At 41.8% G+C, this 8,173-nt stretch carries 4 protein-coding genes and 2 pseudogenes; 2 read left to right on the top strand and 4 right to left on the bottom strand.

The genetic code is table 11. From position 1 onward, the window contains the following. Window positions 1–531: 531 nt before the first annotated feature. Window positions 532–1,479 (top strand): annotated as a pseudogene (locus tag F6K49_RS32035) (IS630 family transposase). A 92-nt stretch (window positions 1,480–1,571) separates the two neighbouring features. Here the strand turns inward: F6K49_RS32035 and F6K49_RS32030 are convergent. Then, on the bottom strand, window positions 1,572–4,082 hold the full coding sequence (locus F6K49_RS32030) for a response regulator (protein WP_293047775.1): 2,511 nt from the start codon (window positions 4,080–4,082) through the stop codon (window positions 1,572–1,574). Between the two features lie 595 nt (window positions 4,083–4,677). On the opposite strand from F6K49_RS32030, the pseudogene F6K49_RS32025 reads away from it, so the two are divergent. Further along, a pseudogene (locus F6K49_RS32025) lies at window positions 4,678–5,465 on the top strand (IS5 family transposase). A 50-nt stretch (window positions 5,466–5,515) separates the two neighbouring features. Here the strand turns inward: F6K49_RS32025 and F6K49_RS32020 are convergent. The 3 genes from F6K49_RS32020 to F6K49_RS32010 form a co-directional block, all read right to left on the bottom strand. After that, window positions 5,516–6,064, bottom strand: a complete 549-nt coding sequence (locus tag F6K49_RS32020) for an ATP/GTP-binding protein (protein ID WP_293029065.1) — start codon at window positions 6,062–6,064, stop codon at window positions 5,516–5,518. 140 nt (window positions 6,065–6,204) lie between these two features. Then, complete coding sequence (locus F6K49_RS32015; protein WP_293029069.1) at window positions 6,205–7,065, bottom strand: DUF4388 domain-containing protein; 861 nt, start codon at window positions 7,063–7,065, stop codon at window positions 6,205–6,207. Between the two features lie 661 nt (window positions 7,066–7,726). Further along, window positions 7,727–8,137 (bottom strand): roadblock/LC7 domain-containing protein, encoded by a 411-nt coding sequence (locus F6K49_RS32010; protein WP_071102467.1) that lies wholly within the window; start codon window positions 8,135–8,137, stop codon window positions 7,727–7,729. Between the last annotated feature and the right edge of the window lie 36 nt (window positions 8,138–8,173).

Raw genomic sequence — 8,173 nt, 5'->3', positions numbered from 1 at the left:
GGTGAGGATTTAGGACTGGTTGCGGTGGTTTTAGTGGGTTTATCGAAGCCAATGACCATTGGATACCTTGATTGTGACATCGGTTCCCCTAGCATATTATGAGTTCGTTTTTCTTGCGCTTACCCTGGGTAGTTTTCCTAGGTATCTTTTGACGATTTGTGGAAAATTTGATCTCATTGAAGCAACATTGTAAGATTTTTTTTAGCCTCGATTTTATCAATTTAGAGGCTATTTGTATAGGTTTTTAACTATCATTCAACATTTATGTTCAATATCACCGATAATCTTTAAACTATCTTTATAGTAGAGCCAATTGTGAAATAGTAGAGCCAATTGTGAAAATAATGTGAATGTATCGGTTCCATTTTTCACGTCCTACCTGGTAGCAATTGGGTTTAATAAGCAGGTGCACAAAATTAATTACCTATTTTTGACATAATAATATACAATTAGATAAAATCGATCAAAATAGGTATTTATATGAGATTCATTAGAGAATTAAATCCCGAGACTAAAAAACTTTTATAAAGAATAAGTTGGCAAAGTAAATATCCTCAAGTGAGAGACAGAGCTAAATGTATATTGTTGAGTTATAAAAAATTTTAATACAAGGAATTAACTTTATTATTTGGAGTTAATCGAAAAACTATATATAACTGGTTAACTAGATGGGAAGATCAAAAAATCCTAGGAATATACAATCAAAAAGGTAGGGGCAGAAAACCTAAATTAAATCAGGAGCAAAGGCAACAAGTAAAGGAGTGGGTAAAATCTGAACCAAAAAGCCTAAACAAAGTTAAAAATAAAATCAATAAAGAGTGGAAAATAGATGTAAGTAAGGAAACTATAAAAAGAACCATAAAAAAGTTGAATATGAAATGGAAAAGAATGAAGATAGGAACGAGTAAAACCCCTGATTAATGGGAGCTAGACGTAAAGATACCCAGACTAAAAGAGCTAAAACAGCAAGCTAAAAAAGGAGAAATTGACTTAAGATATTTAGATGAAAGTGGATTCTATTTGAAGCCAGATATTCCTTACGGATGGCAAGAAAAATTAAAACGAATAACTCTTAATAGTTGCCAAAGCAAAAGAATTAATGTTCTCGGATTAATGGGATGTAAAAATCAATTAGATTCCGAAATACATCAGGGCTCAATTGATAGTGAAATCGTGATTAAATTTTTATATAATTTTAGTAAAAATTTAGATAAACTCACTGTAGTAGTAATGGCTCAAGCTTCAATACACACGAGCAATAAAATCCTAGAAAAACTAGAATAATGGAAAGCCAAAAATTTAGATAGATTTTGGTTACCTACTTACTCACCTAAGTACAACTTAATTAAAATTTTCTGGAAATTTATTAAGTATGAGTGGATTGAAATTGATGCTTACGAAAACTGGAAAAGCTTTCTTAAATATCTCAAAAAATTTCTTGACAATTTTGGTCAAGAATATGTAATTAATTTTGTTTAGGTGCTTAGATCAAAATCAGCTTAGTGTAAGACAGAGAAAGCTTTACTCACCTACTGACAAATTACTACTGAAAAATTACTACTCAAAAATTACTATTGACTGATGTTTCCAACTAGGGATTGAGCTGGGAATACACAATCTTGACCAGTGGCTTTGCCTCGCTCAATAGCCTCATCAGCGGCTCGATAGAGGCTTTCGATGTCTGTGCCATCCTCAGGGTACTCTGCCACCCCAGCACTAAATGTTACCTGCACTAGCTCACAGTTATCAAATTCTTCACTAACAGTCTCCAAAATTTCTTGGAGCCTTCTGACCCCAGCCTGTCGATTGAGACCATACATCCCGATGAAGAACTCCTTACCTCCCCAGCGGGCAACTATATCCTCGCTGCGAAACTTTTGCCGCAAGATTTGTCCTAACCGCTTAAGCATTCTATCTCCCATCACATGACCATATTGCTCATTCACCTGTTTTAAGTTGTTTAAATCCAATAAGGCATAGCAAAGAGGTTGATGGTAGCGTTGGGATAAACGCAGTAATCGATTAAATTCTATGGTAGATTGACGACGATTAGCCACACCAGTTAATTGGTCAGTTTCTCCTAAACTACGGAGCAGTTTGGTACGCTCTAGACGATGGAAAACACGGGTGACTAACTCGGATTTCGTTATCGGTTTAAAGATATAGTCATCAGCTCCAGCTTCATAAATGCGGTGAATTGTTTCAGAGTCTTGGTGTTCACAAAGCAATAGGATAGGTAATCCATGCCAGATCCGATCAATGCGCACAACTTGGCACAGTTCAATCCCATTGAATTGGGGCATGTCTAAATCCAAGATCAGTAGATCAGGTCCTGTCGCTTCGAGCTGTTCCCAAAATTGATCGGGTTCTTCTAAGGTAGTAATCTGCACTCCTAAAGGTTGTAGGAAGTGTCGTATACTTTCGAGCACTAGGGGATCATCGTCTACTGCCAGGACTTTGGCGGTGGAAGGTCTAGCTTGATTTAAGACATCTTCAACGGTTTCTAGTAACTGTATTGGGGTAACGGGTTTGGATAAAAACGCCCGTCCTCCCTGACGAGCAACCTCAACGCGATCGCTAAACCGATTTTGCTGTGTAGAAACGATTACTGGGATTTGAGGGTATTGGTTCTGGAAATATTTTAGGAGTGCCATTCCGACCTCTGGATCATTGGGAAACATCAACTCCAGTAGAACAACATCAGGTACTTCTTGATCCATGACAAATCTGGCTTCCCTGGGATCTAGGACAACTTTTACTTGCATATCCCAATTTACTGCTTCTCTTTCCAACTGTTGTGTCAGTTGCACCTCTCCATCGATAACTAAAATCAAGGGAAGCTTTTTTGGGAATTGCTCGGGTGCCAGGGGTTCTGATCTACCATCCTTGGTTAGTTCAGACTCTTTTAAGACAGTAATGGTTGGATTATCTTCCAACTCACTAATGACATCACCAGAGAATGCTGATGGAGGTTGCTGGAGTTCTTCAGACAGAAGTGCTACCAAAGATGCCAGATTTTGAATATTAGTTGGGGAGGTTAGCTGCTGTAATTGAGGACTAGGCAATTCTATTTGGTTGTCATAGTTCCTGCGTCTTGACCGATATCTAAGTTTACCGGAGTTCCTTGTCTTGGTTATACTGACGAACTGTAGCCAGTACTCAATAGTTTGGGCTAGCCGTGATCCTTCCACTAAGCCAAACTTATCTAAAGCTCTAACCAGCTTGTGGACTTGCTGCTGGGCTTGTTTTCGCAGCTCCTCAGTAAGATGTCCGGCTTCGAGAGCATTAACCGCCTGTTCTACAGTGGCAAACTGACGCCACATGGTTCCTTTAGAAAGCTCCCAAGGCTGATTGAACCTGGTTGGGGTTGGTTTGATTTTCTTTCTCTTGCTCCTCGGTAAGCTCTTGAGGCGATAGCCCATACCATAGACAGTTTCAATCATATCATCAGCTTCAACACTCTTGAGCTTGCGCCTTAACCCCTTAACATGTGCCCTAACTGTTTCTGGTGAAGGAGGGTCTTCAAATGACCACAGATGTCCGAGAATGAAACTCTGACTAAATACTCGGCGCGGATGGCTCAAGAATAGTTCTAGAAGACCGTATTCCTTTGGTGAGAGATGGAGCAGTTGACCTTTATAAGTTACTTCACAGGTACTCGGGTCTAGGCAGACATCACCCCATTCCAGTAGCCTTAATCCAGAAACACTGTGGTGACGCAGTAATGTCCTAATCCGAGTCAAAAGATCCTTGGCTGTAAAGGGTTTAACAATATAATCATCAGCTTCAGCATTAAGCTTGACTTGCTCAGCAGTAGCTGCTTGAGAAAGCAACAGCAAAATCCCTCTATCGTAGCTTGCCTTCCGTAGTCGCTTACACAAGCTGATACCATCACACAAGCTGATACCATCGATCTTGGGGAAATCCACTTCCAGCACAATCAGGTCATAGGTAAAGGCTTGAGCATACTCCCAACCCTCTTCCCCATCTCCAGCAATATTTACAATATAATTCTGCTCTCTCAACACTTTACTCAAGGTTAGAGCTAGAGCATTGTCATCCTCTACCAGCAAAAGTCTCATGAACAATCCTGCTGTAAGCCTAGTCCTTTACAAATTTTGGATAAACACAGAACACTCAAAAATATACCTCTTTTGACAGATGCTATATGTAATTTCTTGATATGCGTTCATCACTATTTGGGTTTTACCATTAGTAACGGCTAGTTGCACTGGATCATCTCAAAATTATGTAAAGAGTGTGTAAAGATTGTGTCAAATTGAGAAGTGATTCTTCCCTCTCTTGGTGGGCTTTCACGCTTAGCTTTCAAAAAGCGCGAGGTCGCACCCCATCTTTGATCGCAACGCGCGGATCAGCTGCTTTACCACTCCTTTAATGAAAGGGTGGCGATCAAGCCTCTGTTCTTCGAGAACACTAGTCCAGAAGTAGTAGGGGGAATTATTAACAGAAGCTACAGGTAGAATTGCTGCCTAAGTTCTGCTAGGGTTGGCATTATCTACCCTACTACTAACCTAAGTTGCTAGTTATCAAAAAACACCTCAAAATGGCTTAAAGACACCAAAACCTAGTATCGCTAGGGCGTGTCATCAAATAGGTATCAATTTAGTTTAGAATCGGTAGCTGTAGAGAGTTTAGTCAATCAGGAGCTGTGCTATCATGATACGCCGCTATGCTTTGCGTCTCGGACCAGTGGGAACGGATAAAAGACCTACTACCAGGGCGAAAAGAGACGGTAGGAGTAACAGCTAAAGATAATCGATTGTTTGTTGAAGCTGTGTTGTACCGCTATCGAGCTGGGATTCCCTGGCGGGACTTACCGGAAAGATTTGGTGATTTTCGAGTTGTTCATACCCGTTTTAGTCGATGGGCAAAGCGCGGGGTGTGGCAACAGGTGTTTGAGGCCTTAGCCGACGATGCGGACAACGAATACGCCATGATTGACTCGACTATTGTGCGTGCTCACCAGCACAGTGCTGGGGCTAAAGGGGGGATGGGTCAACCGAAGCCATCGGTCGTAGTAAAGGTGGATTGAGTACCAAGATTCATGCTAAGCGTCGATGCCTTGGGCAATCCCCTCAGTTTTCACTTGACCCCGGGACAAGCATGTGACCTCGATGGAGCTGATGTCCTGCTTAAAGATTTGGCTGCTGATACACTGCTGGCTGACAAGGGATATGATGCTGATCAGCGCGTGATTGAGCGACTCCAACAACAGGGAAAAACAGCCGTTATTCCGCCCAAGCGCAACCGTACTATTGCTCGTGAGTATGACAGACATTTGTACAAAGCACGACATCTGCGCCACGAATTTCTTTGCCCGACTCAAGCAATATCGAGGGATTGACCTTTGGTCACGCTTCGCGAACGCGACGCGCTACGATAAGCGAGCCAAGAACTTTCTAGGAGCAATTTATCTGGCTGCTGCCGTAATCTGGCTTAATTGATGACACGCCCTAGATCCTAAATTTAGATTTTACGGCGATCAGCCCACACTCTAACCATTAGGGTGAGTGTGGGAGATGTCACATTTAATGATATATTGTACTAGCACTATTAATGCTTGAATCACAGAATCTCGTTGATTGGCATTGAGGCTGACCATCGGGGGTCGATTGCTTTCATCCACAAAGCCCAATGCGATCGCTATATCCTCTTCTGACCAAGCTCCATCACAATCGACATGGGTTAGACCAATCACTAGGGGAATTTTTACACGCTGTTGCATAAAACTGAGCAGGCGACGGGAAGAGCTAAACTGACTGGGACGATGGGCATCAACAAGGAGTATGTAAGCATGGGCTTTCCGAATCAGGATGTCCCACATGAAATCAAAGCGAGACTGTCCTGGAGTACCATATAAATGTAGCGCCATATCTCGAGCAAATTGCAAACGCCCAAAGTCCATCGCTACTGTAGTTTTTTGCTTAATTTTAGTTGTCACGTCCGTTGCTAGGCAATCTGTATCCACTACATCGATTTCGCTAACCGAGCGAATGAAAGAGGATTTTCCAGCACCCACGGCACCGGTCACAACTAGACGCATAATTTCCACGCTTATTTGCTGTTAGCCGTTCTGAAGCAGAATCGGAAACACGACAACATTATTGTCAACCACTGGATTAGGATTACCATGCTCTGATTGCATAAAAACTACCATTAACTCCAAAAACTACCTAGCTGTTATTACCTCCTTAAGAAACCAAGTAAGTGTTGCACAAAGCGATTGCTCAGCTCTTGAGGATTGTCCTCCTCAGTTCGATTTGCCCCAACGGCGACTGGCTCTAATCCCTGTGATTGCCAATAGTTCTGTTGATATGAAGTAAGCATAGGCACTTCTGCGACTAAACCCACGCTAATCAGCCGGAAGGATATCTGTTGAACCGTTTCCAGAGACTTCCCCAACCGAGTTGCAATATCAGTGAGGGGAATCGACCCATTGGCTAATTTCCAAACTCCAGCTTCCATTGGGTCTAGCCCTAACTGGCGATGACCCACCATCGCCCTAGATAGTGCGGAGGTTGTCTCAGGTAGCTTGTCTGCTAATCCAGTCCAATCTGGTAGAGCTCGCAGACCAATTAGAGTTGCTTTGGTAGCTGAGATGCTTAAACCCGTCATTTCTATCGTGGGCAAGGTTGCCTTAGAGTCAAACCTAAATTTAGCATCTTTGAGCCTGAATAAGCCACAAACTGAGCGTATAACCTGGGCATGAAATAGTAGTCTCAACTGCTCTGGATGCATAAATCCCTTAGTCTTCAAGTACAGACCAATAGGTTTATTCGCCGGACATCGATTTACCTGTTCATTAATTACCTCAGGGCTCAGCCAACCCCGCTGACACATCATTTTCAGCAGGCATTGGTGATCCAGACGATGGCTAACTGCCAAGATCCGACCTTGGCGCAGTAGAATATGTCGAGCTTTTATTTCTTGACTATGCCTACTTAGCTTGAATCGGAGGGTTAGTAATCCAGTTTTGTTTCCCTGATCGAGGAACTGAAACAATTCTGGGAGGGAAAATTCCGCTAAAGAACTCGTGATAGCCATTACTTGTCAATAATAAATCAATTAACCTATTACTAGGCTTAAATTTATTGATAGTCACATCACCTAATTAATAATCTCTTTTTTTTATCCATTTTTTGGGATTTTATAGTAAAGTTATTAAATTTTAATTATTTTACAATACATTTATAACCATTGGGTTAGTAATTCCCTAAGTGTAAAGTAAAAAATTTATATCTTATGACTGATGCGTCAAATGAAGATATAAGCATCAGAGAGGAGAGGTTCAGCAGGGTTTCTGACATTGGCAATCTGACATTGGCAATAGGCTTAACTCAAACCTGGCGCTTAGATAGCTTTGCAAGTATAGCAACTTCCAGTTAAGACCATAGGTATCTTGAGTTACCTAAAATCAAAAGGATTTCTTAAATTATTCAAATAACAGTGAGCATTTTTACGAAAAATCATAGCAAATAATACATTATATTGAACTATCTGTCAAGATGAAATTCACCCACCCTACTCGAATATCAAGTCTGGTTGAATACCCATAATTAAGGGGCGGGGGCGCCGGGAGGATGGGGAGTGTAGGGAGATGGGGAGATGGCCAGATGGGGAGATGGGGGAGGTTTTTATTAAGGGTAATTATCCCGACATGATATAAGCAGTGGCAACCTTTCATATCTTTGCTGTGGCACTTTAACTAGAGTTTTGTTTCATAAATTCCTGGTATGGAATGGTGAGGCTCTAAGGCTGCCTTCAACTCTGGAATCACCCGCTTGATTTCCAGCATCAGCACCCCCTGTTTAGCTGCCTTGGTGGCTAAGACTAATAGAACAGCATACTCGCCACAGTTGGTTAGTATGCCATAACCTTTATTACCTTCTACGAAGATGCGGTCTAGAATGCCTCTGGACAATTCCGAGCCAATCCGTTCACCTAGGGATAACATAGCAGCTGACATGGCTGATACTCGTTCTTCATCCATCTCGCTCGGTAAACTGGATGCTATAGGCAGTCCATCAGGAGAAACTAAAGCAGCTCCTTGAACCTCACTGGTGCTGGTGACAAAATTTTGGATAATGGTCTCCAGCTTGGCGGTATTAATGGTCATGGTTATCCATTCCTCATCAAAACGTTACTGCTCAAT

It is taken from the genome of Moorena sp. SIO3I6, from assembly GCF_010672095.1.
Note: the sequence above shows the minus strand (reverse complement) of the source record. Positions and strands in the feature narration are given on the sequence as shown.